Here is a 24,854-nt window from a genome sequence, read left to right as displayed (position 1 = left end):
AATCAGCGGATTTCGAAACGGGCAACGTTGTTGCGGGTCATCGGCCCCAGATCGAAGGGCTGGCCGCGCACCACGACCTCGGTGGCATCGGCGCGCCCGACGGTGACCGCCAGCGGCAGATCCTCGTCGAAGCGGACGTCCTCGCCCGGCTGCAGGCTGCGCTGCAGCCAGACGCGCCCGGATGCGCCGATGACCTGGATCCAACTCGGGGCCTGCACGCGCAATTGCAGCGCCGCCGGGGCGGCAGGTGCCGCGGGTTGGGCACCGCCCGCGGCGGGCGCCGACGCAGACGCTTGCGGTGCCGGAGCCGGAGCCGGTACCACCGGCGCTGCCGGTGCCGTCGGGGGCGTCGGCGCGGCGGCCGTGGCCGGCGGCGGCGACATCGACGCCGGCCCGGTCGCGCCCGGGCTGGCATCGGCCGGGGATGGCACGGTCGCAGCTGACGGGCTCGCGCCGCCCTCCGCCCCACCCGCCACGGGGGCCCCGGGCGAATGCCCTGCGGTCGGCAGCACGAACCACAGTACCCCGGCCAGCACGACCAGCGCCAGCGCAATCCACAGCGGCGTGCGACGGCCGCCCCCTTCGCTGCCACCGAAATCGGGCGAGGCGCTCTCGCGCGGCATCGGGGCATCGATCGAGCCATGGGTCGGCCCGAGCTGCGGGGCCTGCCCGGCCGGCAGGGCCGCAAGGATGGGGGCGGGATCGATCTTGAGCACGCGACAGACGCTCAGCGCCAGCGCGCGCACGAAGGTGGCATCGGGCAGCGCCTCGTAGCGCCCGGCCTCCAGCGCCTCCAGACGCTGGACCGGCACCTTCAGCGTCGCGGCGACGGCGGCGATGTGCAGCCCCGCGCGCTCACGTGCCTGCCGCAGCGCCTCGCCGGCCGACTGGGGCTCCGCCGCCGGTGGGGTGACGCCCGTCTCACTCATGAAAAGCCCCCCGCTCGTACGAGCCGGCCTCGCGCGAGGCCGGGAACCGGCGTTTGAGCTGCTCGCCCAGTTGGAGCGCCGCTTCGCGGTTCTGCAGCCGGTTTTCGATCTTGATGCCCAGCCAAAGGGACTCGGCGTTGGCCAGCTCGGAATTGTTGAGGCGGCGGATGTAGAACCGCGCCCGCTCGCTGTCGCCACGCTGGTGCAGCAGCAGCGCCAGGTTGTACAGCACCACCGGGTTGCCCGGATCGAGCTCGAAGGCGCGCTGCAGGCTGCGCTCACCGGGCTCGGGCTGCCCCGCGCGGACTTGGCACACGCCCAGCGCCATCCAGGTCCGCGCCGCAGAGCGGTACCCCGGCGCCTCCAGCGCGCGCCGGAAGGCATCGAACGCGGGGGGATAGCGCCCGTCCTGGCAATACATCCACCCCAGGTTGTGCCAGGTGTCCCCGTCGCGTGCGTCCAGCCGCAGGGCCTGCTGGAAACTCTCCTCCGCCAGCCGCAGATCCCGCAGTTGGGTGTAGATCAGCCCGCGCAGGTTGAACGCGGCCGCGTAGGTCGGATCGATCTGGATGGCCTGTTTGACCTCGTCCAGGGCGACCGTCGTCTGCCCCTGCTCGAAGTAACCGACGGCCAGCTCCAGCCGGGTGCGGGCCCGCTTGCGGGCCTGGGGCTCGTCCGATTCGGTGATCCAGTCGCGGCCGGTGCCAGCACCCGCCGCCGCCCCTGCGCCCGCGCAGCCGCCCAGGGCCGCGAGCCACACCGGCACGCCCAGCGCCACCGCCGCACGCGCGACCACCGCCAATGCCCGCCGTCGACTCATGCCGATCCCTCCGCGGCGCGGACTGGCCGGTGCACGCGCACCACGGCCAGATCGTCGCCGCGCCGTGCCAAACGCTCGCCCACGCGGGTGCGGTCGAGCACATCGCCCGCGAGCTGGCCGCAGGCTGCATCGATGTCGTCCCCCCGCGTCTTGCGGATGGTGGTGACGAGTCCCGCCGCATTGAGCCGATCGGCAAACGCCTTGACCGCCGCACGCGGCGAGCGCTGCAGGCCCGACTCGGGAAAGGGGTTGAACGGAATCAGGTTGACCTTGCACGGCACCCCCCGCCCCGCGTGGCCACGCAGGAGGGCGATCAGCTCCTGCCCATGCTGCGGGGTGTCGTTGATGCCGTCGAGCATGCAGTACTCGAAGGTGATGAAGTCGCGCGGCGCGGCCGGCAGGTAACGCAGACAGGCGTCCAGCAGCTCGTGCAGCGGGTACTTGCGGTTGAGCGGCACCAGCCGGTCGCGCAGCGCATCGTTGGGGGCGTGCAGCGAGACGGCCAAGGCCACGGGACAATCCTGCGCCAGCCGGTCCATCATCGGCACCACGCCCGAGGTGGACACCGTCACGCGCCGGCGCGACAGGCCGTAGCCGTGGTCGTCCAGCATCACCCGCAAGGCGGGAACGAGCGCGCCATAGTTCTGCAGCGGCTCGCCCATGCCCATCATCACCACGTTGGAAATGACGCGCTCGCTCGTTCCCAGGCGGCGGCGCAGCTCATGCTCGGCATACCAGAGCTGGGCGATGATCTCGCCCGTGGTCAGGTTGCGGCTGAAGCCCTGGTGGCCCGTGGAGCAAAAGCGGCAGCCGACCGCGCAGCCGGCCTGGCTGGACACGCACAGCGTGCCGCGGTCGTCCTCGGGGATGTAGACGGCCTCCACCGCATTGCCGTCGCCGACGTCGAACAGCCATTTGATGGTGCCATCGGCCGACGCCTGCTCGGTGAGCACCGACAGGCCTTGGATGCGCGCGACCGCCGGCAGCCGCTCGCGCAGGTCGCGCGCGAGGTCGGTCATGTCCTCGAAGCGCGCGACGCCTTTCTGGTGGATCCAGCGAAAGAGCTGGACGGCCCGGAAACGCTTGTGTCCGAGCCGCTCGCAGAAGGCGGCCAACCCCTCGAGGTCGAAGTCGAGCAAATTGGCCGTCATGACATGATCAGCGCGAGTAGATGTTCATGCCCGGGAAGAAGAACGCCACCTCGACGGCAGCGGTTTCCGGGGCGTCGGAGCCGTGCACCGCGTTGGCGTCGATGCTGTCGGCGAAGTCGGCGCGGATGGTGCCGGGGGCGGCCTTCTTCGGGTCGGTGGCGCCCATCAGCTCGCGGTTCTTGGCGATGGCGTTTTCGCCCTCCAGCACCTGCACCATGACCGGGCCGGACACCATGAAGTCCACCAGATCCTTGAAGAACGGGCGCTCCTTGTGGACGGCGTAGAACTGCTCCGCCTCACCGCGCGAGAGGTGCACCATCTTGGCCGCGATGATCTTGAGGCCGGCGGCCTCGAAGCGGCTGTAGATCTGGCCGATGACGTTCTTGGCGACGGCGTCGGGCTTGATGATGGAGAGGGTGCGTTCGATGGCCATGATGATCGAAATGGTTGGGGATGATAGACAAAACCTGCGATTTTAACCGGCGCGGCGACGGGGTGCACGCGCGCCCTGCCCCACGCCACGCCCGTTGCGTTCCGGGGCGGGCGGGCGGCTCGGCCGCGGACCGGCCCCACGGGGCGGGCCGGCCCGGCGCCGGGGTGCCACCGGCCGAGCGGGCAACGGCGCGCCCGCCGCTTCCATGAGCTGGGCGACGACGCGCGGGTCCAGCTCCATGTAGGCACCACGGCGCAGGCCGCGCGGCAGTTCGACGGCCCCGTAGCGCACCCGGATCAGGCGGCTGACCGCATGGCCGACCGCCTCGAACAGACGGCGCACCTCGCGGTTGCGGCCCTCGGCAATGGTCACCCGGTACCAGCGATTGGCGCCATCGCCGCCGCCGTCCTCCACCGAGCGAAACTGGGCCGGGCCATCGTCCAGCTCGATGCCCTCCAGCAGCCGCTGCCGCTCGTCCTGCGACAGCGCGCCCAGCACGCGCACGGCGTATTCGCGCTCCAGCCCGAAGCGCGGATGCATCAGGCGGTTGGCCAGCTCGCCGGAGTCGGTGAACAGCAGCAGCCCCTCCGTGTTGATGTCCAGCCGCCCCACCGCCATCCACTTGCCCGAGCGCAGACGCGGCAGGCTGCGAAACACGGTGGGCCGGTTGTCGGGGTCGTCCAGCGTCACGACCTCGCCCGTCGGCTTGTGGTAGGCCAGCACACGCGGCAGGCGGGTCGGCGTGGCGCGCCAGCGCACCAGGCGGCCGTCCAGCTTGACCACGTCGCCGCTGGCGATGCGCTGCCCCACATGCGCCGCCTCGCCATTGACCGTGACCCGGCCCGCGGCGATGGCCTGCTCCATGTCCGCCCGCGAGCCCAGCCCCACCTGCGCCAGCACCTTGTGCAGCTTGAGGGTGTCCCCCGCCTGCGGCGCGGCGGGCCGGGCGGCCGGGGTGGGACGGGGCGCAGCCGCCACGGAGCGGACACGGGGGGCGCTGGATCGGGCGCTGGATCGGGTGCCGGGGGGCGTTTTCTTCATGACTGTCTTTCGTTCGTCGCGGCCACCGGGGCCTCGTCGTGGGCGGGGCCGTCCGCGGGTCGTTCGGCTCCGGCGTGTTCGGCCCCGTCGAGCAGGGCGAGTTCCAGCCCCGCGTCGTCGCGGGCGGGCGCGTCCGTATCCTCCAGCAGCGGCAGCTGGTCCAGCGACGTCAGGCCCAGATCATCCAGAAACTGCCGCGTCGTCGCATACAGCGCGGGGCGTCCGACCGTTTCGCGGTGGCCGATCACCTCGATCCAGCCGCGGTCCTCGAGCTGTTTGAGGATCTGGCTGCCGATGGTCACGCCGCGAATGGCCTCCATGTCGCCACGGGTGACGGGCTGTCGGTAGGCGATGATCGCCAGGGTCTCCAGCACCGCGCGGCTGTAGCGCGGCGGCTTTTCCGGGTGCAGGCGGTCCAGAAACGGCCGCAACTGCGGCCGGCTCTGAAACCGCCAGCCACTCGCCACGCACACCAGCTCCAGCCCCCGATCCGCCCAGGCGAGCTGCAAATCCGCCAGCAGGCGGCGCAGCGTGTCGGGGGCCAGGGCGCCGTCGAACAGCGCCGCCAGCTCCCGCAGGGACAGGGGTTGGGCCGCGCACAGCAGCGCGGTTTCCAGAATGCGGCGGGCGTCGGTCGTGTTCATGCGCTGCCGGTGATACGGTCGTGCCCAGGGCCGTCGTGCTCGCCATCGGGCCGGACGGCCCACAGGAGGGCGGGATTGTAGTGCAGGCCAGCCGCCGTGACGGCGTCAGCCAGATCGGGGGGCAGCGGGCTCTCGAAGGCCAGCCAATCTCCGCCGACCGGATGCCGCAGCCCCAGCCGAACGGCATGCAATGCCTGGCGCGCCATGCCCAGGGCCGGCCGCCCGCCGTAGAGCGTGTCCCCGACCAGCGGATGCCCCAGCCATGCCAGATGGACGCGAATCTGGTGGGTGCGCCCGGTGTGCAGCTTGCAGCCGACCAACACCCACTCGGCGCGCCCCGGCGTGCCGCCGTCGAGCCGCCGGATATCCGTGCGCGCCGGTTTGGCCGCGCCGCTCTCGGGCGGATGCACCGCCATGCGCAGGCGCTGGCGCGGATCGCGCCCGATCGGCTGATCGACCCCCACGCGGTCCGGATGCCGCCACGGCCCGCCCGCCAGCGCCACATAGATGCGCTGCACCTCCCGCGCAGCGATCATCGCCACCAGGGCGTCGAACGCCCTCTGTGTCTTGGCCACGACCATCAGGCCGCTCGTGTCCTTGTCGAGCCGGTGCACGATGCCCGCCCGCGGCAGGCGCGCAGCGCCCGCGTGGTGCGCGAGCAGGCCATTGAGCAAGGTGCCCGACCAATGGCCGGCAGCGGGGTGCACCACCCAGCCCGCCGGCTTGTCGATGACGAGCAGATGGTCGTCCTCGAACACGATGGGCAAGGCCATCGGCTGCGGCACGAAGGCCTGCGCCTGCGCGGTCGGGCGCAGCTCGATGGCCAGGGATTCGCCCACGCGCAAGCGCCGCGCTGGCTTGGACTGCACCGCCCCGTCCAGGCACACCGCCCCTTCCGCGATCAGCTGCTGCAGGTAACTGCGCGACACTTCGGGCACGCGCGCCGCCAGCCAGCGGTCCAGGCGCGCGCCATGCCCGTCGGCATCCACCACGAAGCGGCGCCACTCCGACTCGGCGCCGGGGTCTGCCGCACCACCGTCCGCCGCGTCGGCCAGCGCCGCGACGTCGGCCTCGACCTCTATAATTTTTGACACCATGTTTGCTGCTGCGGCAGCGCGCCTGAGGGGCGCCCAATGAAGACCCACCGATTATCCGCCGATCGCCTGCGCGCGCCCACCCTGTCCGCCATCGCTCTGGGCATCGCCTTGCTGGCCGGCTGCGCCAGCGGCCCCGAAAAGGACGTCACCGCCGGCTGGAGCCCCAACAAGCTCTACGCCGAGGCCATGGACGAGCGCGCCGCCGGCAACTACGACAAGGCCATCCAGTACTTCGAAAAACTCGAAGGCCGGGCCGCGGGCACACCGCTGGCGCAACAAGCCCAACTCGAGAAGGCCTACGCCCATTACAAGAACGGTGAGCAGGCCCAGGCCATTGCCACGCTGGACCGATTCATCAAGCTGCACCCGGCCAGCCCCGCCCTGGACTATGCCCTCTACCTCAAGGGGCTGGTCAATTTCAACGACAACCTGGGGCTGTTCGGCTTCATCTCGCAGCAGGACCTCTCCGAGCGGGACCAGAAGGCGGCCAAAGACTCGTTCGAGGCCTTCAAGGAACTGACCGAGCGCTTCCCCGACTCGCGCTACGCCCCTGATGCGCGCCAGCGGATGACGTACATCGTCAACTCCCTGGCACAGTCCGAGGTGCACGTCGCGCGGTACTACTACCGGCGGGGGGCCTACGTGGCCGCGATCAACCGCGCCCAGGCCGCTCTCAAGGACTACCAGAATGTCCCGGCGATCGAAGAGGCGCTCTACATCCTGATGAAGTCGTACGAGGCGCTGGACATGCCCGACCAGGCGCGCGATGCCCGCCGTGTGCTGGAAGCCAACTTCCCCGCCAGCCCATTCCTCACCCAGGGCTTTCGCCGCGACAGCGGCCCGTGGTGGAAACTCTGGTGAGCACAAAAAAGGCCGCCTTGCAGGCGGCCTTTTGATGTGCGGGCAGAACGGCCTGACGGATCAGACGGTTTCGCCCAGCACCTGGACGTTGACGTCCACCACCACGTCGGTGTGCAGCACCACCGACACCGTGTAGTCGCCCACCATCTTGAGCACGCCGTTGGGCATGCGGACCTGGGCCTTGGCGACCGGGTAGCCGGCCTTGGTCAGCTCCGCAGCGATGTCGTGGTTGGTGACCGAGCCGAACAGCCGGCCGTCCACACCCGCCTTTTGCGACAGCTTGATGGTCATGCCATTGAGCTTTTCGCCCAAGGCCTGGGCCTCGGCCAGCTTGGCGGCAGCTACTTTCTCGAGCTCGGCGCGGCGCGCGTTGAACTCGTCGATGGCCGACTGCGTCGCCCGGCGGGCGCGGCCGGTCGGGATCAGGAAGTTGCGGGCATAGCCGTCTTTGACCTTGACGATGTCGCCCAGGTTGCCCAGGTTGACGACCTTGTCGAGCAGGATGACTTGCATGTTCTCGGGCTCCTTCAGACGCGGTGCTGGTCGCTGTACGGCAGCAGCGCCAGGAAGCGCGCACGCTTGATGGCGGTGGCGACCTGGCGCTGGTAGATGGCGCGGGTGCCGGTCAGGCGGGCGGGGATGATCTTGCCGTTTTCGGCAATGAAATCCTTCAGCGTGTCGACGTCCTTGTAGTCGACTTCCTCGACGCCGGCGACGGTGAATCGGCAGAACTTCTTGCGCTTGAACAGCAGGTTGTTGCTGGCGCGCTTGGGGCGGTTGCCCTGATTGCGTTGCGGTGCAGCCATGATGGTTTCCTAAATCGGCTTGAAATCCTGGATGTGGAACACGATCCCGTGACCGCGGCGCGCAGAGGTTAAAAACCCTGCACACCACAGCGTGGCGCCCAGCGGCTGGGTGGCGAGTCGTTCGGCATCGGCGCCGAACGCCACCGCTTTCAGACGCAGGGCCACTCGCCTGGGCTGGCCGGCTTCTACTTGCTCGGATGCATGCTCCAACAGCACGTCCAGCGCGGGGATGCCGGCCGGGGTGTAGCGCATGGCCGCGCACTGCGCGAGCGTGGCCACGAGCACCAGGCGATTGACGGGTGACGCGGTCGCCCCTGCTGGGGTCAAGCAGCGGCTTCCTGTTGCGCCTTGCGGGCTTCCTCGCGCTCGACGGCCTTCATCATCGCCGACGGGCCGGTCTCGGCCTTCTTCTTCTGGACCACCAGGTGACGCAGCACGGCGTCGTTGAAGCGGAAGGCGTGCTCGAGCTCGTTCATGACCTCTTGCCCGGCCTCGATGTTGAGGCACAGGTAGTGGGCCTTGGACAGCTTGTTGATCTGGTACGCCAGCTGGCGACGACCCCAGTCCTCGACGCGGTGGATGACTCCGCCGCCGGCCGTGATCATGCCCTTGTAGCGCTCCAGCATGGCGGGCACCTGCTCGCTCTGATCCGGGTGGATCAGCATGACGATTTCGTAGTGACGCATGAACTCTCCTTGTGGAACGACTGCCACCCCCGCGTCAACTGGGGTGTGGCAAGGAAGCCGGCGATTATAGCTTGCCCGCGAATGGCGAGCGCAAGCGCCGCACCCAGGCGCGCCGCTGCGGCGACGGCGCCGGGGTGATGAGGCTCACGACGACCGTGACCGCCAGGCCCACCGGAACGCCAAACACCCCCGCGGCGATCGGTTGAATGTCCCACCACAGGCGCGGCTCGCCGCTCAGGCCCAACACCGAGCGCAGCCACGGCTGCGTCGTGGCCATGTAGTAGACGGTGACGGCCAGCCCCGCCACCATGCCCGCCACGGCCCCCGGCCCGTTGGCCCGCGACCAGAAGATGCCCAACACCAACGCCGGAAAGAAGGCCGCCGCCGCCAGGGAAAACGCCGCCGAGACGAGGAACAGTATGTCCGCCGGCTTCTGTGCCGCGATATAGGCCGCAAGCAAGGCCACCACCAGCAGCAGCACCTTGGACAGGGTGACGCGGCGCGCCGTCTCGGCGGTCGGATCGAGGGTTTTGTAGTACAGGTCGTGGCTGAGCGCGCTGGTGATGGCCAGCAACAGCCCATCGGCCGTCGACAGCGCGGCGGCCAGCCCTCCGGCCGCCACGAGGCCGGCCACGACATAGGGCAAGCCGGCGATTTCGGCGCTGGCCAGCACGATGATGTCGGGCCCGATGGTGATTTCGCCCAGCTGGAGCACCCCGTCGCGGTTGACGTCGCGCACCGACAACAGGCCGGGATCGACGCGGCTCCAGGCGCTCACCCAGTGGGGCAAGGCATCGAACGAGGTGCCGACCAGGCCGTTGAGCACCTCGAACTTGACCATCACGGCCAGCGCCGGGGCCGTCAGGTACAGCAGCGCAATGAAGCCCGCCCCCCACGCCACCGACTGCCGGGCCTGGCGCACATTCGGGACGGTGTAGAAGCGCACCAGCAAATGGGGCAAGGCCGCGGTCCCCACCACGAGACAGAACACCAGCGCCAGGAAATTGCGGCGCGACGGCTCCACCCCCGCCTGCGGCCCTGCCTCGGCGGTGTCCTGCGCGTAGGGTCGCGCCTGCGGCGGCATGCCGCCGAGCGCGGTGGTCTTGGTCTGCGCCTGCTCGAGCTGACGCGTCCACAGCGCGCGGGCGGCGGCCTCGTCGCGCGGCAGGCGCGACAGCAGCCGCTCCGCCTCGGCAATGTCCGCCGGATCGCCGTCGTAACGCCGCAGCGCCTCGATGTGGCGCTCGACCTGGGTGCGCTCGCGCTCCAGGGCGGCGGCCGGATCGCGCAGGCGCTCGCGCAGCACATGGGCCTGATGGGCCCAGATGCCCTGCACATGGACCTCTTGCGGACTCTCGGCCAGGGCCTGCTCGCGCTCGGTCACCTTCTGCAGCTGGATGCCGTAGGTGAGCTGGGGCACGGGCCAGCCAGTCTGCTTGACGGACAGCCAGACCACCGGGGTGACATAAGCCAGAATCAAGACGATGTACTGGGCAACCTGCGTCCACGTCACAGCCCGCATCCCCCCCAAAAAGGAGCAGACCAGAATCCCCCCCAGACCAAGGAACACCCCCACTTCGAAGGCCAGTCCGGTCAGGCGCGAGGTGATCAGGCCCACCCCATAAATCTGCGCCACCACATAGATGAACGAGCACAACAGCAGCGCAAACACCCCGAGCAGCCGCGGCACCGGGCCGCCGTAGCGCTCCGCCAGAAAATCGGGGATGGTGAACTGCCCGAACCGCCGCAGGTACGGTGCCAAGAACAGGGCCACCAGCACGAAGCCGCCCGTCCAGCCGAGCAGGAAGGCCAGGCCGCCAAAGCCCTGCATGTACAGCGTGCCCGCCAGCCCCAGAAACGAGGCCGCCGACAGCCAGTCCGCCGCCAGCGCCATGCCGTTGTAGAACGCCGGCACGCGCCGCCCGGCCACGTAGTACTCGACCGGGTCGATGGTGCGGGTGAGGATGCCGATCGTCGCATAGACGGCCAAGGTGCCGAGCAGGAAGGTGAGTCCGATGGCGCTCTTGGACCAGCCCACGCGCTCCAACACCCCCAGCAGCAGCACGAAGCCAATGAACCCCCAGGTGAAACGCCAGTACAGACGGTCGAGATAGGGGCGAAGGTGGGAATCGGACGACGCAGGCATGGCGCAAAGACGGCAACGGCTTGACGCAACGCAAAGCCGTGGCGGGCGTTGGTCTTGGCAGCGGACGGTGCGGGTGTAGCATGGCATCGTAGCGGTTTTTGGCTCCGCCTGGGCCACCCTTGCCATGCACATCTCCCCTGACGAGCGACCGGTCGACGACTCCACCCCGCTGGCCACCCTGCCGGTGCGGGCCTTGCTGCGGCGCCCTCCGGTGACGGTGCCCCCCGATCTGCCCATCCAGGCGACCGCGCGGATCATGCGTGAGCACCGGATTTCGTCGGTGCTGGTGGCCCGCGACGGCGCCCTGGTCGGTCTGGTGACGGACCGGGATTTGCGCAACCGCGTGCTGGCCGAGGGGCTGGACCCGGCGCGTCCCGTGATCGAGGTCGCCACCACCGCGTTGCAAACGGTGGACATCGGGGACCATGCCTTCGATGCGCTGCTGCTCATGGCCCGCCTGAACATCCACCATGTGCCGGTGATGGACGGGCGCACGGTGGTCGGCATCATCTCCAGCACCGACCTGCAGCAGCAACAGAGCAACTCCGCCGTCAACCTGGCCGGCGCGATCTACCGGCAAGAGTCGGTGGAAGAACTGGTGGCGACGGCCAGCCGCATCGGCCAGCTCCAGCGGCAGCTGGCCGCCGCCAGCACCAGCGCGCACGCCATGGGGCGCATCGTTTCGGCCATGACGGACGCCCTCACCTCGCGCCTGCTGCAACTGGCCGAGGCCCAATACGGCCCGCCCCCCGTCCCTTATGCCTGGGTCGCCGCCGGATCGCAGGGGCGCAACGAACAGACCGCCAAATCCGACCAGGACAACTGCCTGGTCCTGGACGACCGCTACGACCCCGCAGCGCACGGCGCCTATTTCGAGGCGCTGGCGCGCTTCGTGTGCGACGGGCTCAACGCCTGCGGCTACGTGTATTGCCCCGGCGAGATGATGGCGGTCACCGACACCTGGCGGCAGCCGCTGGCCCGCTGGCGCGACTACTTCCGCACCTGGATCGAGCGCCCGGAGCCGAAGGCCCTGATGCTGACCTGCGTCTTTTTTGACCAGCGCTTCGTGCATGGCGAGCGCGCGCTGCTCGACACCCTGCGCGCGGAGGTGCTGCAGCGCACCCCGGGGCAGCGGATCTTTCTGGCGCACATGGTGGGCAACGCGCTGACCCATCAACCGCCGCTGGGATGGCTGGGGGGGATCAGCACCATCCGCCACGGGGAGCACGAAGGCACGGTGGACCTCAAGCACACCGGCATCGTGCCCATCATCGACCTGGCGCGCATTTACGCGCTGGCCGGCGGCATCCCGGCGGTCAGCACGCGTGAGCGCCTGCAGGCCGCGGCCAGCAGCGGCGAGATCAGCGCCGAGCGCACGCGCGACCTGATCGACGCGCTGGAGTTTTTGAGCAGACTGCGCATCCAGCACCAGGCCCGCCTGATGGCCAACGGCCAGGCGGCGGACAATTACCTGCGGCTGGACGAACTCTCCGAGCTCGAACGGCGCCACCTGAAGGATGCCTTCGGCGTGGTGAAGGACCTGCAGAGCGTGCTGGAAAAACGCTACCTCGCAGGGCGCTTCTGAGGGCCGGGGCAGCGTCCGCCCCGGCATCGGCCCCCGGCATCAATACGTCAGCCGGGCGTAGTAGGTGCGCTCGGCCGCGCGGCGCGCGTCGCCCAGGGTGTGGATGCCCTGCTCGGCCAGCAGTGGGATGAGGCGCAGCAACACCTCGGCCGTCACGAAGGCGTCGCCCAGCGCCGTGTGGCGCCCGATCACCGGGATGCCGAAGCGGGCCGCAATCTCCTCCAGCCGGTGCGACGTTTGGGCGGGATGGACCACGGCCGACAGCAGCAAGGTATCGAGCACCGGATGGTCGAACACCAGCCCGGTCACCCGCTCCTTGAGCTGCAAAAACCGCATGTCGAATGCCGCGTTGTGCGCCACCAGCACCGTGTCGCGGGCGAAGGCGTGGAAGGCGGGCAGCACCTGCGTGATGTCGGGCTGACCGGCGACCATCTCCGGGGTGATGCCGTGGATGGGGATGGACTCGCGCGGGATGGAGCGGCGCGGGTTGACGAGTTGCTCGAAACTCTCGTGCCGCAACAGCTTGCCGTTGACGATGCGGGTGGCGCCGATTTGGATGATCTCGTCGCCCTCGGACGGATTCAGGCCCGTGGTCTCGGTGTCGAAGACGGTGTAGGCCAGCGCCGTGAGCGGCACATCGTCCAACGCCTGCGCCGCGGGGGACTGGCGGAACAGGTCGAAGTCGTAGTACTCGGGCCGGCTCTCAGTGCGCACGAGGGGGGGCGCATCGGCCGGCTCCGCGGGCTCGATGGCCGGCAACAGCAGGCGAAAGAAGGCCTGGCCCGCCTGAGCGTCCGCCTCCACCCACAGGGCGCCGCCGTGGCGCTCCACCACATCGCGCACACTCGCAGCCAAGCCCCCGTCGCCCACGCGCATCGGGTCCAGCTCCCAGCCCATCAGACCGGCGATCGAGGCCTCGCCGGCCGGGGCGGCCCAGGCCAGATCCAGATGCGCCTGGGCGCCGGCCCGCCCTTGCGCGGCCGGGGCCGGCTGCAGCCGCAGGGTGACGGCGGCAACGCCCCCCTCCTCGTGCAGCCGGCGCGCCAGATAGAGCACGGCCTGCATCAGGGCAAAGCTCTCGATGCGCAGCCAGATCTCGCCATCGACGGGCCCCACGCCCACCTGCAGCCCTTCGACATCGGCCAGACGGCGCTCGATCGCCACGATCAGGTCGGCGCCCAGCATGTCCTCCATCGGCCACTGGCTGCCCCATTGCGTGGCGCCATCGGCGACCAGGCGCTGCACCCGGTCGCCCAGGGCCTGGACCTCGTCGCGCACCACGCCGAGCAGCCGCTCGCGCAGCGCGGGGTCGGCGTCGGGCAACTCCAGCACCTCCAGCGCCGCGCGCACATTGGCCAGGGAGCGGCGGCTGCCTTCGGTCAGGTCGAGCCAGAGCCGCTCGCGCGCCGCCGCCTGCTCATGGTCCCGGGTGATGTTGTCGAGCACGAGGACGAAGCCGGCCAGATCCTGCTCGGTGCCCTCGGCGCCCTCCGCCTGCCGCACCGGGGCCACCTGCACGCGCAGCAACTGCCCGCCGCGCGTGGCCGTGACGAACTGCGCGCTGGGGTGCGCCGCCCCCCGGCGCAAGCGCTGGCGAATGCTCTCCAACGCATGCGCAATGACCGCCCGGTCGAACACCGTGTAGATGGATCGCCCCAAGCCGATCAGCTCCGCCCCGCCGGCCAGCGTGGGCGCCTGGGACAGGGCGCGAAATTGCCAGCGCGCCCGGTTGTTGTAGAGCAGAACGCGCCCGTCCAGGTTGCACACGACGACGCTTTGTGTCAGTTCCGACATCAGGGCGGCCAGGCGCGACTTCTCCTGCTCGATGCCGCGCGCCGCCTCGCGCACGCGCTCGTCCACCTGGGCGCGCCAGGCCTCGCGCTGCTGCACGAGCTGGTTGAACAACTGGGCCACCCGGCGCACTTCCGCCGGGCCGCGCTCGCGCAGGGCGGGCGCGCCCTGCGCGGTCAACAGCACCTGGGCCTCCTCGGCCAGCCGCCGCCAGGGGTGCACGCCGACGTCGAACGCCTTCTGCAGCCCCCAGGCGATGGCGGCCATGCCGAGCAGCCACATCAGCAGCACGAAGCCCCAGCGGTCGCCCAGCAAATCGAGCATGCGCGCGCGCGCCTCGACCTCCAGGGTGACCGCGATCAGCCCCACCGTGACCGCCAGCCACGCGAGGGACACGGCCGCGGCACCGGCCAGCAGCCACCACAGGCGCGGGTCGATGCGCCGCCTCACCCCTGCGCTCCCATCAGTTCGCGCACGCGGCGCACCAGCTCCTGCGTGGAAAAGGGTTTGGTCAGATAGGCATCCGCGCCGAGCGCCAGCCCCTTGGCGACATCGGTGTCCCGCCCCTTGGCGGTGAGCATGACGATGCGCATGCCGGCCAGTGCGGCATCGGCCCGGATGGCCTGGCACACGTCGAAGCCGCTCTTGCGCGGCATCATGACGTCGAGCAGCACCACATCCGGCCGCCAACGGCCAGCGAGGGCCAAGCCTTCCTCCCCGTCGCGGGCCACCTGCACCTCGTAGCCCTCGCGCTTCATCAGAAACTCGAGCGAGATCAGGATGTTGGGTTCGTCGTCCACGATCAGCACGCGCTTGCCCATGGGGGCGTCTCCTCGATGGTTCTCAGGGGCCGGCCTGCGGCGCCGGGGGCGGCAGCGGCAGGTCGAAGCCGAAGCAGGCACCCTCGCCGGGCGTCGATCGCAGCCACATGCGCCCGCCCAAATGCTCCACGATCCGGCGGCTGATCGGCAAGCCCAGGCCGGTGCCCGTCGGCCGGTCCAGCGCATCGCCGCCCTGGCGAAATTTCTCGAAAATCACCGCCTGCTCGGCCGCGGGCACCCCCGGTCCATTGTCGTGCACTTCGACGGTGACTTGGCGCGTGCCATCGTCGGCCAGCGTCGGCACGACGCGCACCCGCACTTGCCCCGTCTCGGCCGGGACGAACTTGGCCGCGTTCGACAGCAGGTTCATGAGCACCTGCTGCAGCCGGTCGGCATCGGCGCGCACCGGCAGCGGACCGGGCGGCAGCTCCAGCGCCAGCCGCGCCCCGCGGTCGCGCAGCAAGGGCTCGGCCGCTTGCGCGGCCCGCTGCACCACCGCCACCAGGTCCACATCGGCCACGTCCCAGACGGCATGCCCCGATTCGATTTTGGCCAGATCCAGCACCTGGTTGACCAGCCGGGTCAGGCGCTCGGTCTCGGCCACGACGATGTTCAGGAACTGCTCGCGCTGTGCCACATCCATGCCGGGATCGTCGCGCATGATTTCCGACAAGGCCCTGATCGAGGTCAAGGGCGTGCGCAGTTCATGCGTCACCGACGACATGAAGTCGTCTTTCAGGCGGTCCAGCTCCTGCAGCCGCTCGTTGGCCGCGCGCAACTCCGCCGTGGCGCGCTCCAGCGATCGGGATTTCTCCTCCAGCGCGCGCGACAGGGCCCGCAGCCGCCCGGTCTCGCGCAGGATGTCGAGCACATCCTCGACGCGCAAGGGCTGCTCCTCCACCACCGAGGCCACCAGGCGCCGGGCCGACGCGCTGCCCACGGCCCCTGCCAGCTGCGTCTCCACCCAGTGGACCAAGGCCGCATCGGGCGGCAGGGCTGCCACCGGCACCCCACGCGCGCGGGCCTGTTCTTCCAGCAGCGCACGCGCGCGCTCGGCCCCCAGCACCCGCGCCAGCACCGCCTCCAGCGCCGGCAGGGAGGCTTCGCCGCGCCAGAACACGGGGCGGTCCTCCCCGCCGGTGCGCTCGAACACATCGACGAACAGCAGCGCCTGGCTGGTTTCGGCCGCCCCGGGCCGGCGCGCGAGCGACACGCCGACGTACAGGCCGGTGTTGACCAGCAGGCTCCAGAACAGCGCGTGGGTCAGCGGATCGAACCCCCGCAGCCCCAGCAGGGCTTCCGGCCGCAGCCAATCCACACCGAGCAGCCCCTCGGTGACGAAGGTGGCGGGCAGCCACCCCGATTTGGCGAGGGACGGCAGCATCAAGGTGTAGGCCCAGACCACGAAGCCGCCCAGCAGCCCGGCCATGGCCCCGTCGCGGCTGGCCCCCTTCCAATACATGCCGCCCAGCAGCGCGGGGGCAAACTGGGCCACGGCGGCAAAGCTGATCAGGCCGATGCTCACGAGCGCGTAGGCATCGCCCGCCACGCGGTAGTACCCATAGCCCAACAACAGCAGCCCCAGGATCGCCCCGCGGCGGATGCGCAGGATGGGGCGCGTCAGATCGGCCGGAGCGCGGCCCTGCGCGGCGTGCCGCAGCCACCAAGGCAACACCAAGTCGTTGCACACCATGGTCGCCACCGCGATGGTCTCCACGATCACCATGCCGGTGGCCGCCGACAACCCCCCGATGAACGCCAGCAGCAACAGCGCCTCGGCCCCGGCGGCCTGCGGCAGCCGCAGCACGAAAATCTCCGCCTCGGAGGCGCTGCCAAACCACAACAACCCGGCCAGCGCGATCGGCAACACGAACAGGTTGATCAGCCACAGATAGAGCGGAAACACCCAGGCCGCGCGGCGGATGTGCCGCTCATCCACCGCCTCGACCACCATGACCTGGAATTGGCGCGGCAACAGCAACACGGACAGGCCGGCCAGCACCGTCAAGGCCAGCCAGCTCGACCAGGCGAAGGCGCCGGCGTCGCCGAGTGTGAGCAGCCGCGCCAGCTCCGGCACCTGGCGGGCCCGCGCGACGATATCGCCCCAACCATCGAACAGCCCCCAGGTGACATAGGCCCCCACGGCCAGAAACGCCACCAGCTTGACCAGCGACTCGAGGGCAATGGCGGCGACCATGCCCTCGTGCCGCTCGGTGCTGTCCCAATGGCGCACGCCAAAGGCGATGGTGAACGCCGCCAGCCCCAGCGCCAGGTAGAAGGTGCTCTCGCGCCACCAGGGGGGCGCACCGATGCCGTGCGCCGCCCCGTCGGTCACCACCGCATAGGCGACGGCAATGCCCTTGAGCTGCAGGGCGATGTAGGGCACGATGCCGACCACCGTGATCAGCGTGACCAGCCCGGCCAGGGCGGGGCTTTTGCCGTAGCGGCTGCCGATGAAATCCGCGATGGTGGTGATACGGTAGGTGCGCGCGATGCGCACCATCTTGCGCAGCACGGCCCAGCCCAGCACCATGGCCAGCGTCGGCCCCAGGTAGATCGGCAGGAACCACAGACCGCCGCTGGCGGCACGCCCCACGCTGCCAAAGTACGTCCAGGCGGTGCAATAGACCGCCATCGACAAGGCATAGACCCACGCGCTGCCGATGGCCGAGCGCCCTTGGTGCGCCCGGCGGTCGGCCCAATGGGCCACGCCGAACAGCACCCCCAGATAGGCGAACGCAGCGGCGATGACGAGCGCGGGCGACATCGACCGACTGCGCCACCGGGCGTCAATCCGGCGCGCGCTCCATGAGCCAGGCGAGGACGGCGATCAACGCCGCCCACACGGCGAACAGGGCCAGCACGAACGGAGCGGCGCCCCCCGCGCGCTCACCCCAGAAGGCCCAGACCGCCAGCAGCGGAAAGTTGAACGCCAGCACGCCCAGCGCAAACAGGGCCCACAGCCGCGGCTCCTCGGGGGACGGGTCGGGCGGTGGCATGGCGGGGCGCTGCCGGGAAGGCGGTGGATCAGTCCCCGGCCGCCAGCCGGTGCCAGGTGTCGATCACCGTGTCCGGGTTCAGCGAGATCGAGCTGATGCCGCGCTCCATCAGCCAGCGCGCGAAGTCCGGATGGTCGCTGGGCCCCTGGCCGCAGATGCCGATGTACTTGCCCTGCGCGCGGCAGGCCGCGATCGCGCGCTCGATCAGCGCCAGTACCGCCGGGTCGCGCTCGTCGAAGTCGTGCGCCAGCAGCTCCAGTCCCGAGTCGCGGTCCAGCCCCAGCGTGAGCTGCGTCAGGTCGTTGGAGCCGATCGAGAAGCCGTCGAAGAACTCGAGGAACTGCTCGGCCAGCACCGCGTTGCTCGGGATCTCGCACATCATGATGAGCTTGAGGTCCTGCTCGCCGCGCTTGAGGCCCATCGAAGCCAGCAGCTCGGTGACGCGCCGGGCCTGCGCCAGCGTGCGCACGAACGGCACCATCACCTGCACGTTGGTCAGGCCCATCTCGCCGCGCACGCGCTTGATCGCCTCCACCTCCATCGCGAAGGCCTCGGCGAACTCGTCGCTGATGTAGCGCGCCGCGCCGCGGAAGCCCAGCATCGGGTTTTCCTCGTCCGGCTCGTAGCGGCTGCCGCCGATCAGCTTGCGGTACTCGTTGCTCTTGAAGTCCGACAGGCGAACGATGACGGGCTTCGGCCAGAAGGCCGCGGCGATCGTGGCCACACCCTCGGCCACCTTGTCGACGTAGAAGGCGCGCGGGCTGGCGTGGCCGCGCGCGGCCGACTCCACCGCGCGCTTGAGGTCCGCGTCGACGTTGGGATAGTCGAGGATGGCCTTCGGGTGCACGCCGATGTTGTTGTTGATGATGAACTCCAGCCGCGCCAGGCCAACGCCGCCGTTGGGGATCTGCGCGAAGTCGAACGCCAGCTGCGGGTTGCCGACGTTCATCATGATCTTGACCGGCAGCTCCGGCATTTCGCCGCGCTTGACCTCGGTGACTTCGGTCTCCAGCAGTCCCTCGTAGATGTGGCCGGTGTCGCCCTCGGCGCAGCTGACGGTGACGAGTTGGCCATCCGTGAGCGTCTCGGTGGCGTGGCCGCAGCCGACCACCGCCGGGATGCCGAGCTCGCGCGCGATGATGGCCGCGTGGCAGGTGCGCCCGCCGCGGTTGGTGACGATGGCGCTGGCGCGCTTCATGATCGGCTCCCAGTTGGGGTCGGTCATGTCGGTGACCAGTACGTCGCCAGGCTGCACCTTGTCCATCTCGGCGGTCGAGTGCACGATGCGCACCTTGCCGGTGCCGATCTTCTGGCCGATGGCGCGGCCGCTGGCCAGCACCGGGCCCTTGGCCTTGAGCTTGTAGCGCAGCTCCACCTGCCCCGCGGCCTGGCTCTTGACCGTCTCCGGCCGCGCCTGCAGGATGTAGATCTGGCCGTCGACGCCGTCCTTGCCCCACTCGATGTCCATCGGGCGGCCGTAGTGCTGCTCGATGACCAGCGCGTAGCGCGCCAGCTCCAGCACCTCGGCATCCGTCAGGCTGTAGCGGTTGCGCTGCTCCACCGGCACGTCCACCGTCTTGACCAGCTTGCCGCCGGCGGCCTTTTCCTCTGGCGTGGCAAAGACCATCTGGATCAGCTTGCTGCCGAGGTTGCGGCGGATGATGGCGTGCTTGCCGGCCTTGAGCATCGGCTTGTGGACGTAGAACTCGTCCGGGTTGACGGCACCCTGCACCACCGTCTCGCCCAGGCCGTAGCTGGCGGTGATGAACACCACGTCCGCAAAGCCGCTTTCGGTGTCGATGGTGAACATGACGCCCGAGGCACCCAGGTCCGAGCGCACCATGCGCTGCACGCCGGCGGACAGCGCCACCTCACCGTGCGCGAAGCCCTTGTGCACGCGGTAGCTGATCGCGCGGTCGTTGTAGAGGCTGGCGAAGACCTCCTTGATCTTGTGCAGGATCTGCTCGATGCCGACGACGTTGAGGAAAGTCTCCTGCTGGCCGGCGAAGGACGCATCCGGCAGGTCCTCGGCGGTGGCCGAGGAGCGCACCGCGTAGCTGGCGTTCAAGCCCCCGTCCAGGCGCGCGTAGGCGTCGCGGATCGCGGCCTCCAGCTCGGGCGGGAACGGCTGCGCCTCCACCAGCGCGCGGATCTCGGCACCGGTGGCCGCCAGCGCCTTGACGTCGTCGGCGTCGAGGCTGGACAGCATCGCATCGATGCGTGCGTCCAGCCCGCCGTGCTTCAAGAACAGGCGGAACGCATGCGCCGTGGTGGCAAAGCCCGTCGGCACGCGCACGCCCTGCGGCAGCTGCGAGATCATCTCGCCGAGGCTGGCGTTCTTGCCGCCGACGATCTCGACGTCGGCCATGCGCAGCTGCTCGAACGGCACGACGAGCGCATCGGGGGGAAAACGATTGGACATGGTTGAAGACTCCACGATGTTGAAAAACCGGTCCCGCAGCCGGTGGGCGCTTGCTTGTCGTTGTTCGTGGCCCCCGCGGCCCCCGGTGCGGACGGCCGACACCGACCATCGCACCGAGTCGCGATAATGTGTCGATTGTAAGTTCCCGCTCCCGCGCCGGCACAGCCCGGCCCGCCAATCGACCATGCCCAACCGCACCGCTTTCTTCGTCTCCGACGGCACCGGCATCACGGCCGAAACCTTTGCCCGCGCCATCCTGACGCAGTTCGAAATCGACCCCAAGTGCGTGCGGCTGCCGTTCATCGACGACGCCGACAAGGCCCACCAGGCGGTGCGTCAGATCAACCACGCCGCGGCGGTGGACGGCCGGCGGCCGCTGGTCTTCACCACCGTGGTCAACATGGAGGTGCTCCAGGTGCTGCAACAGCACTGCCAAGGCATGCTGATCGACATGTTCGGCACCTTCATCGCGCCGCTGGAGCACGAGTTGGGCATGAAGTCCAACCACCGCGTCGGGCGCTTTTCGGACGTGACCAAGAGCCGCGAGTACCACGACCGCATCGAGGCGATCAACTTCACCCTGGAGCACGACGACGGTCAGACGAACGACAACCTGGAAAAATCCGACGTGATCCTGGTCGGTGTCAGCCGCAGCGGCAAGACCCCGACATCGCTGTATCTGGCCATGCAGTTCGGGCTCAAGGCGTCCAACTACCCCTTGATTCCCGAGGACTTCGAGCGCCGACAGTTGCCCCCGGCCCTGCTGCCCCACAAGAAAAAGCTGTTTGGCCTGACCATCGATCCCCAGCGCCTGAGCGAAATCCGGCACGAGCGTCGCCCCAACTCGCGCTACGCAAGCCTGGAAAACTGCCGCTACGAGGTGCGCGAGGCCGAATCGCTGATGCGCCGCGCGGGCATCCGCATCCTCTCGACCACGCACAAGTCGATCGAGGAGATCGCCACCATCATCCGGCAGGATTTGGAAGAGCCCGCCGCGCGCTGAACCCGTCGGCCGCGGCAGAGCCGGTCACAGGGGGCCAGGGCGGGGATGGCGCGTGGCCCGGTAAAAGTGCAGGATGCGCTGCACATAGGCCCGCGTCTCGGGGTACGGCGGCACGCCCCCGTAGCGGTCCACCACCCCTTCGCCCGCGTTGTAGGCGGCGCACACCAGGGCCACGTCGCCGTCGAAGCGATCGAGCAGCCAGCGCAGGTAGGACAGGCCCCCGCGCACGTTCTGCTCGGGGTCGAACGGGTTGCGCACGCCAAAGCGCTCGGCCGTGTCGGGGATCAGCTGCATCAGCCCCTGGGCGTTGCGAGGCGAGACGGCGCGCGCCTCGAAATTGGACTCGGCCCGCGCAATGGCCAGCGCCAGCCGCCCGTCGACGGCAAACCGCGGCGCCAGGCGCTGGATGAGCTGGGCATGGCGGCGCTTGTCCGGCGGCAGCGCCGCCACGAAGCGCTCCACCACCTCGTGCGGGACGGCCTCGGCCTGCTCGGGCGCTGGCGGATCGAAGCGCGGCGGCTCGCCCCCGGTCAGACAGGCGGGCAGGTCATCGGGGCGGCCTGCGCCAACGCGGGTGGCCGGGGCGTCCGCTGCGCTCGACGGCCCTTCCCGCGCCAGGGGCTGCCGCTCCAGAAGCCCCTGCGCCTCGCGATGGCCGATCTGCGCGGCCTGGCGCAGCAGCGCCCAACCCTCGGCCTCGCCGGCGGGATCGCGGCGCTCGCGCAGAGACAGCGCCCCCAGCCGGTAGTAGGCTTGGCCGCTGCCGAAGCGGGCGGCGTCGCAGTAACGCGCCGCCGCCGTCGCGGGATCGCTCGCCCGCTCGGCCGCCCAGCCCTCCTCGATCCAGCGCGACAGTTGGGGCGGCTCATCGGTCCACGCTGGCGGGGCGACGTCCGTCCACACCTCTGCCCTCGCCCAGGCCGTCGCGCCCAACCCCAGCGCGGCGACCCACCGCGCCGTCAGGAACGCCGGGCGCGCGACTTGGGCTGGCCGATGCCGTGTGCGTGGCGGGCCAGGGCAAAGGACAGAAAAATCTTCATCCACAACGTCGTTCCGGCGACCGCCACCCAGGCCTGGTACTCCAGCCACCCCATCAGGACCGCCACGATGACGCCAACCAGCACGCCGCCGCCCACCAGGTTGATCGTCATCTCGTAAGGGGCCCACCGCTCGGCGTCGGCCGGGGGCTCGCCCTTCTTCAGGGCCACCTCGGAGAAATCGCGGCGCACCAGAATGCGCCACGCCCGCCGCAGCCAAAAGAATGCCACGGGAAACAGCGCCAGGAAAAACAGAATCTTGATCGGATAGATGCTGACCATTGCGTCCTCATCAAAAAAGCCCCGCCGGCCGGGCCGGCGGGGCTATTGTCGTCGGGCTCGCGGGCAAGCCGCCCAGCGGACCGCGGCGTCGGGCGCGATGCCCGACGCGCATCGCGTTCAGTGCGCCACGGCCGAGCCCGCGCCCTTGGGCACGCGGACCGACTCGACCAGGTCCTGAATGTGCGCCGGCACCGGCTTGGACACCGCGCTGACCGCGAACGCCACCACGAAGTTGACGATCGCACCGACGGTACCGAAGGCTTCCGGCGTGATGCCGAAGAAGCTGTTGGCGCCGCCGATCAGGTCCAGGTACTCGGTGCCCTTGACGAAGAAGATGCCCTTGTGCGCGAACACATAGAACAGCGTCACGAACAGGCCGGCGAGCATGCCCGCCACGGCGCCGGAGCCGGTCACCTTCTTGCTGAAGATGCCCATCATCAGCGCCGGGAAGATCGTCGAGGCGGCGATACCGAAGGCCAACGCCACGGTGCCCGCGGCGAAGCCCGGCGGATTCAGGCCCAGGTAGCCGGACACGATGATCGCGCCCGCCATGGCGATCTTGCCGGCCAGCAGCTCGTTCTTCTCGCTGATGTTGGGGTTGATGGCGCCCTTGATCAGGTCGTGCGAGATGGCCGACGAAATCGCCATCAGCAGACCCGCCGCAGTGGACAGGGCCGCGGCCAGACCACCGGCGGCGACCAGCGCGATGACCCAGTTCGGCAGCAGCGCGATTTCGGGGTTGGCCAGCACGATGATGTCGGCGTTGACGGTCAGCTCGTTGCCCTTGAGGCCGGCCGCTTCGGCCTTGGCCTTGACGGCCGGGTTGGCGGTCTTGTCGTTGTAGAACTGGATACGGCCGTCGCCGTTCTTGTCCTCGAACTTCAGCAGGCCGGTCTTCTCCCAGCGCTTGAACCAGTCCGGACGCTGCTCATAGGGCAGCGCGGATTCGGCCGCGAACAGATCCGCATTGGCCTTGACGCGCTCGGCGTTCACGCGGATGCCACCGGCGGGATCCGGCTCCACGCCGACCGCGGTGTTGACGGTGCCGATCAGGTTGAGGCGCGCCATACCACCGACCGCGGGGGCCGTGGTGTAGAGCAAGGCGATGAAGACCAGCGCCCAGCCCGCGGACGAACGGGCGTCCGAAACCTTGGGCACCGTGAAGAAGCGCACGATGACGTGCGGCAGGCCGGCCGTGCCGATCATCAGCGACACGGTGTAGAAGAACATGTTGAGCTTGTTGCCCGCCACCGCGGTGGTGTATTCGGCAAAGCCCAGGTCCTTGACCACCTGGTCCAGCTTGGCCAGCAGCGCGACGTCCGTGCCCTTGAGGTCGGCCCCCAGGCCCAGTTGCGGCAGGACGTTGCCGGTCAGCGCCAGCGAAATGTAGACAGCCGGCACCAAGTAGGCCAGGATCAGCACGATGTACTGCGCCACCTGGGTGTAGGTGATGCCCTTCATGCCGCCGAACACCGCGTAGGCGAACACGATGGCCTGCCCGATGTAGATGCCGGTTTCGCTGGATACGCCCAGGAAGCGCGAGAACGTCACGCCCACGCCGGTCATCTGGCCGATGATGTAGGTGATGGACGCCACCAGCAGGCAGATCACGCCGACGTTGCGCGCAGTCTGCGAGTAGTAGCGGTCACCGATGAACTCCGGCACGGTGAACTTGCCAAACTTGCGCAGGTACGGCGCGAGCAGGCAGGCCAGCAGCACGTAGCCGCCGGTCCAGCCCATCAGGAACACGGCGCCGCCGTAGCCCATGTTGGCGATCAGGCCGGCCATCGAGATGAACGACGCCGCGCTCATCCAGTCGGCCGCGGTGGCCATGCCGTTGGTCACGGGGTGCACGCCGCCGCCGGCGACGTAAAAGTCGGAGGTGCTGCCGGCGCGCGACCACACCGCGATGCCGATGTACAGCGCGAAGGTCGCGCCAACGACCAGATAAGTCCAGAGTTGCAAACTCATGGTGCGTTCCTTCGGATCAGTCTTCGGCCATGCCGAACTTGCGGTCGATGTCGCCCATCTTCTTCGCGTACCAGAAGATCAGCGCGATGAAGATGTAGATGGACCCCTGTTGCGCGAACCAGAAGCCCAGCGGATAGCCGCCGAGCTTGATGCCGTTGATGGCATCGGCAAACAGGATGCCTGCCCCGTAGGACACCAGGAACCAAATGACCAAGACCTTGGTCAACAGGCCCAGCGTCGCGGACCAATAGGCCCGGGCGTTGCTGTCAAGGGACATGATGGATCTCCTCGGATACACATGTAGGAATTGGCGGTGGACGCCGCCGGCC

Annotated in this window: 24 protein-coding genes; 3 read left to right on the top strand and 21 right to left on the bottom strand. The window is 69.5% G+C overall.

What is annotated here, in order from left to right; all coding sequences use genetic code 11:
- Window positions 1-2: 2 nt before the first annotated feature.
- Genes Tfont_RS04275 through Tfont_RS04245 form a run of 7 tightly spaced genes read right to left on the bottom strand, consistent with a single transcriptional unit; the run spans window position 3 to window position 6,115 of the window.
- Entirely contained in the window at window positions 3-929 is a 927-nt protein-coding gene (locus tag Tfont_RS04275) for a helix-turn-helix domain-containing protein (RefSeq protein WP_143968518.1), read from the bottom strand.
- A complete protein-coding gene (gene pilW, locus Tfont_RS04270; protein ID WP_143968517.1) occupies window positions 922-1,749 on the bottom strand; it encodes a type IV pilus biogenesis/stability protein PilW in 828 nt (275 codons plus the stop codon). Before pilW ends, Tfont_RS04275 begins: the two co-directional genes overlap by 8 nt.
- Window positions 1,746-2,900, bottom strand: a complete 1,155-nt coding sequence (gene rlmN / locus Tfont_RS04265; protein ID WP_143968516.1) for a 23S rRNA (adenine(2503)-C(2))-methyltransferase RlmN — start codon at window positions 2,898-2,900, stop codon at window positions 1,746-1,748. The genes pilW and rlmN overlap by 4 nt, the downstream gene beginning before the upstream one ends.
- Window positions 2,901-2,907: 7 nt before the next feature.
- Window positions 2,908-3,333 (bottom strand): nucleoside-diphosphate kinase, encoded by a 426-nt coding sequence (gene ndk, locus Tfont_RS04260; protein ID WP_068609364.1) that lies wholly within the window; start codon window positions 3,331-3,333, stop codon window positions 2,908-2,910.
- A 42-nt stretch (window positions 3,334-3,375) separates the two neighbouring features.
- Complete coding sequence (gene rluB / locus Tfont_RS04255; protein ID WP_143968515.1) at window positions 3,376-4,374, bottom strand: 23S rRNA pseudouridine(2605) synthase RluB; 999 nt, start codon at window positions 4,372-4,374, stop codon at window positions 3,376-3,378.
- Window positions 4,371-5,018: an SMC-Scp complex subunit ScpB gene (gene scpB, locus Tfont_RS04250; RefSeq protein ID WP_143968514.1), complete on the bottom strand. Its 648-nt coding sequence runs from the start codon at window positions 5,016-5,018 to the stop codon at window positions 4,371-4,373. The genes rluB and scpB overlap by 4 nt, the downstream gene beginning before the upstream one ends.
- Window positions 5,015-6,115, bottom strand: coding sequence for an RluA family pseudouridine synthase (locus Tfont_RS04245; RefSeq protein WP_143968513.1), 1,101 nt, complete (start codon window positions 6,113-6,115; stop codon window positions 5,015-5,017). Before Tfont_RS04245 ends, scpB begins: the two co-directional genes overlap by 4 nt.
- Before the next feature lie 36 nt (window positions 6,116-6,151).
- Here Tfont_RS04245 and Tfont_RS04240 point away from each other — a divergent pair, with 36 nt between their 5' ends.
- Window positions 6,152-6,976, top strand: a complete 825-nt coding sequence (locus tag Tfont_RS04240) for an outer membrane protein assembly factor BamD (protein WP_068609361.1) — start codon at window positions 6,152-6,154, stop codon at window positions 6,974-6,976.
- Between the two features lie 60 nt (window positions 6,977-7,036).
- Here Tfont_RS04240 and rplI read toward each other — a convergent pair whose 3' ends face one another.
- From rplI to Tfont_RS04215, 5 genes are all read right to left on the bottom strand, one after another.
- Window positions 7,037-7,489, bottom strand: coding sequence for a 50S ribosomal protein L9 (rplI, locus tag Tfont_RS04235; RefSeq protein WP_068609359.1), 453 nt, complete (start codon window positions 7,487-7,489; stop codon window positions 7,037-7,039).
- Between the two features lie 14 nt (window positions 7,490-7,503).
- Window positions 7,504-7,782 carry a 30S ribosomal protein S18 gene (gene rpsR, locus Tfont_RS04230; protein WP_068609357.1) on the bottom strand — a complete coding sequence of 93 codons (279 nt, stop codon included), beginning with the start codon at window positions 7,780-7,782 and terminating at the stop codon, window positions 7,504-7,506.
- A 9-nt stretch (window positions 7,783-7,791) separates the two neighbouring features.
- Complete coding sequence (gene priB / locus Tfont_RS04225; RefSeq protein WP_260682252.1) at window positions 7,792-8,109, bottom strand: primosomal replication protein N; 318 nt, start codon at window positions 8,107-8,109, stop codon at window positions 7,792-7,794.
- Window positions 8,106-8,468 (bottom strand): 30S ribosomal protein S6, encoded by a 363-nt coding sequence (gene rpsF / locus Tfont_RS04220; protein WP_068609356.1) that lies wholly within the window; start codon window positions 8,466-8,468, stop codon window positions 8,106-8,108. Before rpsF ends, priB begins: the two co-directional genes overlap by 4 nt.
- Before the next feature lie 64 nt (window positions 8,469-8,532).
- Window positions 8,533-10,614 carry a sodium:solute symporter family protein gene (locus tag Tfont_RS04215; protein ID WP_143968512.1) on the bottom strand — a complete coding sequence of 694 codons (2,082 nt, stop codon included), beginning with the start codon at window positions 10,612-10,614 and terminating at the stop codon, window positions 8,533-8,535.
- A 124-nt stretch (window positions 10,615-10,738) separates the two neighbouring features.
- On the opposite strand from Tfont_RS04215, the gene Tfont_RS04210 reads away from it, so the two are divergent.
- The gene (locus Tfont_RS04210) at window positions 10,739-12,199 is read left to right on the top strand and encodes a putative nucleotidyltransferase substrate binding domain-containing protein (protein WP_143968511.1); all 1,461 of its coding nucleotides are present in this window, start codon (window positions 10,739-10,741) and stop codon (window positions 12,197-12,199) included.
- Window positions 12,200-12,238: 39 nt separating this feature from the next.
- Here the strand turns inward: Tfont_RS04210 and Tfont_RS04205 are convergent, their stop codons facing one another.
- Genes Tfont_RS04205 through ppsA form a run of 5 tightly spaced genes read right to left on the bottom strand, consistent with a single transcriptional unit; the run spans window position 12,239 to window position 20,232 of the window.
- Window positions 12,239-14,440, bottom strand: coding sequence for a 3'-5' exonuclease (locus Tfont_RS04205; RefSeq protein ID WP_068609353.1), 2,202 nt, complete (start codon window positions 14,438-14,440; stop codon window positions 12,239-12,241).
- Window positions 14,437-14,811 carry a response regulator transcription factor gene (locus Tfont_RS04200; protein ID WP_143968510.1) on the bottom strand — a complete coding sequence of 125 codons (375 nt, stop codon included), beginning with the start codon at window positions 14,809-14,811 and terminating at the stop codon, window positions 14,437-14,439. The genes Tfont_RS04205 and Tfont_RS04200 overlap by 4 nt, the downstream gene beginning before the upstream one ends.
- A gap of 22 nt (window positions 14,812-14,833) precedes the next feature.
- The gene (locus Tfont_RS04195; RefSeq protein ID WP_143968509.1) at window positions 14,834-17,578 is read right to left on the bottom strand and encodes an ATP-binding protein; all 2,745 of its coding nucleotides are present in this window, start codon (window positions 17,576-17,578) and stop codon (window positions 14,834-14,836) included.
- Between the two features lie 22 nt (window positions 17,579-17,600).
- Window positions 17,601-17,810 (bottom strand): hypothetical protein, encoded by a 210-nt coding sequence (locus tag Tfont_RS04190; protein WP_143968508.1) that lies wholly within the window; start codon window positions 17,808-17,810, stop codon window positions 17,601-17,603.
- Between the two features lie 28 nt (window positions 17,811-17,838).
- Window positions 17,839-20,232, bottom strand: a complete 2,394-nt coding sequence (gene ppsA / locus Tfont_RS04185) for a phosphoenolpyruvate synthase (RefSeq protein WP_068609346.1) — start codon at window positions 20,230-20,232, stop codon at window positions 17,839-17,841.
- 184 nt (window positions 20,233-20,416) lie between these two features.
- Here ppsA and ppsR point away from each other — a divergent pair, with 184 nt between their 5' ends.
- On the top strand, window positions 20,417-21,235 hold the full coding sequence (gene ppsR / locus Tfont_RS04180; protein WP_143968507.1) for a posphoenolpyruvate synthetase regulatory kinase/phosphorylase PpsR: 819 nt from the start codon (window positions 20,417-20,419) through the stop codon (window positions 21,233-21,235).
- A gap of 24 nt (window positions 21,236-21,259) precedes the next feature.
- Here the strand turns inward: ppsR and Tfont_RS04175 are convergent, their stop codons facing one another.
- The 4 genes from Tfont_RS04175 to Tfont_RS04160 all read right to left on the bottom strand — a co-directional run bounded on the left by Tfont_RS04175 (window position 21,260) and on the right by Tfont_RS04160 (window position 24,802).
- Window positions 21,260-22,138, bottom strand: coding sequence for a lytic transglycosylase domain-containing protein (locus Tfont_RS04175; RefSeq protein WP_185974470.1), 879 nt, complete (start codon window positions 22,136-22,138; stop codon window positions 21,260-21,262).
- Between the two features lie 56 nt (window positions 22,139-22,194).
- Window positions 22,195-22,554 carry a hypothetical protein gene (locus tag Tfont_RS04170; RefSeq protein ID WP_068609342.1) on the bottom strand — a complete coding sequence of 120 codons (360 nt, stop codon included), beginning with the start codon at window positions 22,552-22,554 and terminating at the stop codon, window positions 22,195-22,197.
- Window positions 22,555-22,671: 117 nt separating this feature from the next.
- On the bottom strand, window positions 22,672-24,525 hold the full coding sequence (locus Tfont_RS04165; RefSeq protein WP_143968506.1) for a sodium:solute symporter family protein: 1,854 nt from the start codon (window positions 24,523-24,525) through the stop codon (window positions 22,672-22,674).
- A gap of 16 nt (window positions 24,526-24,541) precedes the next feature.
- A complete protein-coding gene (locus tag Tfont_RS04160) occupies window positions 24,542-24,802 on the bottom strand; it encodes a DUF4212 domain-containing protein (protein ID WP_068609338.1) in 261 nt (86 codons plus the stop codon).
- Window positions 24,803-24,854: the final 52 nt, after the last annotated feature.

Source organism: Tepidimonas fonticaldi (genome assembly GCF_007556755.1).
Classification (GTDB): domain Bacteria; phylum Pseudomonadota; class Gammaproteobacteria; order Burkholderiales; family Burkholderiaceae_C; genus Tepidimonas; species Tepidimonas fonticaldi.
This window is presented reverse-complemented; position numbering and strand designations above follow the sequence as displayed.

What these genes read in the sequence shown, in the direction of transcription:
- Tfont_RS04275 (WP_143968518.1), bottom strand. Translation starts at nt 929, where the DNA reads ATGAGTGAGACGGGCGTCACCCCACCGGCGGCGGAGCCCCAGTCGGCC.
- pilW (WP_143968517.1), bottom strand. Translation starts at nt 1,749, where the DNA reads ATGAGTCGACGGCGGGCATTGGCGGTGGTCGCGCGTGCGGCGGTGGCG.
- rlmN (WP_143968516.1), bottom strand. Translation starts at nt 2,900, where the DNA reads ATGACGGCCAATTTGCTCGACTTCGACCTCGAGGGGTTGGCCGCCTTC.
- ndk (WP_068609364.1), bottom strand. Translation starts at nt 3,333, where the DNA reads ATGGCCATCGAACGCACCCTCTCCATCATCAAGCCCGACGCCGTCGCC.
- rluB (WP_143968515.1), bottom strand. Translation starts at nt 4,374, where the DNA reads ATGAAGAAAACGCCCCCCGGCACCCGATCCAGCGCCCGATCCAGCGCC.
- scpB (WP_143968514.1), bottom strand. Translation starts at nt 5,018, where the DNA reads ATGAACACGACCGACGCCCGCCGCATTCTGGAAACCGCGCTGCTGTGC.
- Tfont_RS04245 (WP_143968513.1), bottom strand. Translation starts at nt 6,115, where the DNA reads ATGGTGTCAAAAATTATAGAGGTCGAGGCCGACGTCGCGGCGCTGGCC.
- Tfont_RS04240 (WP_068609361.1), top strand. Translation starts at nt 6,152, where the DNA reads ATGAAGACCCACCGATTATCCGCCGATCGCCTGCGCGCGCCCACCCTG.
- rplI (WP_068609359.1), bottom strand. Translation starts at nt 7,489, where the DNA reads ATGCAAGTCATCCTGCTCGACAAGGTCGTCAACCTGGGCAACCTGGGC.
- rpsR (WP_068609357.1), bottom strand. Translation starts at nt 7,782, where the DNA reads ATGGCTGCACCGCAACGCAATCAGGGCAACCGCCCCAAGCGCGCCAGC.
- rpsF (WP_068609356.1), bottom strand. Translation starts at nt 8,468, where the DNA reads ATGCGTCACTACGAAATCGTCATGCTGATCCACCCGGATCAGAGCGAG.
- Tfont_RS04215 (WP_143968512.1), bottom strand. Translation starts at nt 10,614, where the DNA reads ATGCCTGCGTCGTCCGATTCCCACCTTCGCCCCTATCTCGACCGTCTG.
- Tfont_RS04210 (WP_143968511.1), top strand. Translation starts at nt 10,739, where the DNA reads ATGCACATCTCCCCTGACGAGCGACCGGTCGACGACTCCACCCCGCTG.
- Tfont_RS04200 (WP_143968510.1), bottom strand. Translation starts at nt 14,811, where the DNA reads ATGGGCAAGCGCGTGCTGATCGTGGACGACGAACCCAACATCCTGATC.
- Tfont_RS04195 (WP_143968509.1), bottom strand. Translation starts at nt 17,578, where the DNA reads ATGTCGCCCGCGCTCGTCATCGCCGCTGCGTTCGCCTATCTGGGGGTG.
- Tfont_RS04190 (WP_143968508.1), bottom strand. Translation starts at nt 17,810, where the DNA reads ATGCCACCGCCCGACCCGTCCCCCGAGGAGCCGCGGCTGTGGGCCCTG.
- ppsA (WP_068609346.1), bottom strand. Translation starts at nt 20,232, where the DNA reads ATGTCCAATCGTTTTCCCCCCGATGCGCTCGTCGTGCCGTTCGAGCAG.
- ppsR (WP_143968507.1), top strand. Translation starts at nt 20,417, where the DNA reads ATGCCCAACCGCACCGCTTTCTTCGTCTCCGACGGCACCGGCATCACG.
- Tfont_RS04170 (WP_068609342.1), bottom strand. Translation starts at nt 22,554, where the DNA reads ATGGTCAGCATCTATCCGATCAAGATTCTGTTTTTCCTGGCGCTGTTT.
- Tfont_RS04165 (WP_143968506.1), bottom strand. Translation starts at nt 24,525, where the DNA reads ATGAGTTTGCAACTCTGGACTTATCTGGTCGTTGGCGCGACCTTCGCG.
- Tfont_RS04160 (WP_068609338.1), bottom strand. Translation starts at nt 24,802, where the DNA reads ATGTCCCTTGACAGCAACGCCCGGGCCTATTGGTCCGCGACGCTGGGC.